The 1190-nt window shown below is 56.1% G+C and carries 4 protein-coding genes; all 4 read left to right on the top strand.

Translation table 11 applies throughout. The features are described 5' to 3' along the window. On the top strand, positions 1–180 hold a 180-nt coding region (locus tag IV91_RS19275), incomplete at its 5' end, for a hypothetical protein (RefSeq protein ID WP_233418483.1). Further along, entirely contained in the window at positions 173–487 is a 315-nt protein-coding gene (locus tag IV91_RS0113220; protein WP_031599223.1) for a type II toxin-antitoxin system prevent-host-death family antitoxin, read from the top strand. The genes IV91_RS19275 and IV91_RS0113220, both read left to right, overlap by 8 nt. Further along, positions 484–906 (top strand): type II toxin-antitoxin system VapC family toxin, encoded by a 423-nt coding sequence (locus IV91_RS0113215; protein WP_031599221.1) that lies wholly within the window; start codon positions 484–486, stop codon positions 904–906. Before IV91_RS0113220 ends, IV91_RS0113215 begins: the two co-directional genes overlap by 4 nt. Positions 907–1074: 168 nt before the next feature. Then, on the top strand, positions 1075–1190 hold a 116-nt coding region (locus IV91_RS19840; RefSeq protein ID WP_150112502.1), incomplete at its 3' end, for an antitoxin MazE family protein.

Here is a 1190-nt window from a genome sequence, read left to right as displayed (position 1 = left end):
ACCTCTCGCGTTGAAGCAGGAAACATCTCTCGCAAGGGATATGCGGCTGGTCTTCGTAGATCAGGAATCCCTACCCTTCCCGTGCTTGCACGGCAGCCAAAAGCTGAGGGCGGGGAGGATGTCAATTTGGTGGACATGTTGGGGATGAGCGGATTGTGCTATTCTGGTCAGCATGACTAGAATATCGAAAACACCCACCTTCCCGCTCAAGCCAAGGTCGTCAAAAACTCGCCCTGGCTACTGGTCGCTTCAGGACGCCAAGTCGCGCTTCAGCGAGTTGGTGCGGCTGGTGCGTTGCGAGGGGGCACAGCACGTTACCGTTCATGGGCGCGATGAAGTTGTCGTCGTTGCCGCCGAAGAGTTCCAACGCCTCAAGGGCAGTCCCACCGGTCAGGCACTGATCGACGCCATGCAAGCCTCGCCGCACCGTGACATCGGGATCGAGCCTCGACGTTCACCTATGCCAGTGCGAGACGTGATTCTGTGACGGGTTGGCTTCTCGATACAAATATCCTGTCCGAACTGCGGCGTCCCCGGCCTGAGCCGAAGGTGGTGGCGTTTGTGGCTGCGCAACCGCTGGATCTTATGTTCGTCAGCGCGGTGACTCTGGCTGAACTCCGCTTTGGCATCGAATTGCTCACCGACGCCAATCACCGGGCTGAATTGAACGAGTGGTTGACCCATAAAGTGCGGCCAATGTTCGATCAGCGCATTCTTCCCGTGACCGAGGACATCATGTTCAAGTGGCGACTGCTGATTGAGGATGGGCGTAAATCTGGTTATACGTTCTCGCAACCTGACCTCATCATCGCTGTGACGGGGCTGCACCATGGCCTGACAGTGGTGACACGGGATACGGGTGACTACGCGAAGGCGCGAGTTTCGTTGTTCAACCCGTGGGAATGAAGCCGGTTGCATGTCCGGTGGCGAAAGCGAAGCAGAAGCCAGGGTCATGCTAGCCATGGCATGAGACTGATTGTCGACATGAACCTGTCGCCGCGTTCGAATAACATGTGTTGCATGTAACGACGAATGCAACTAAAATGTTGCATGTAACAACTCCATGGGGATGAAATGGCAACACATGTGAATACACGAGTTCAGAGACACCGTGATACGTTGCGCATGGCTGGCCTGCGACCGATTCAAATTTGGGTGCCGGATACACGACGGCCGGACTTCGCTGAGGA

It is taken from the genome of Ferrovum myxofaciens, from assembly GCF_000735045.1.
GTDB classification, from domain to species: domain Bacteria; phylum Pseudomonadota; class Gammaproteobacteria; order Burkholderiales; family Ferrovaceae; genus Ferrovum; species Ferrovum myxofaciens.
The sequence above is the reverse complement of the archived record's forward strand: the minus strand, read 5'-3'. Positions and strand labels throughout refer to the sequence as shown.

What these genes read in the sequence shown, in the direction of transcription:
- IV91_RS0113220 (WP_031599223.1), top strand. Translation starts at nt 173, where the DNA reads ATGACTAGAATATCGAAAACACCCACCTTCCCGCTCAAGCCAAGGTCG.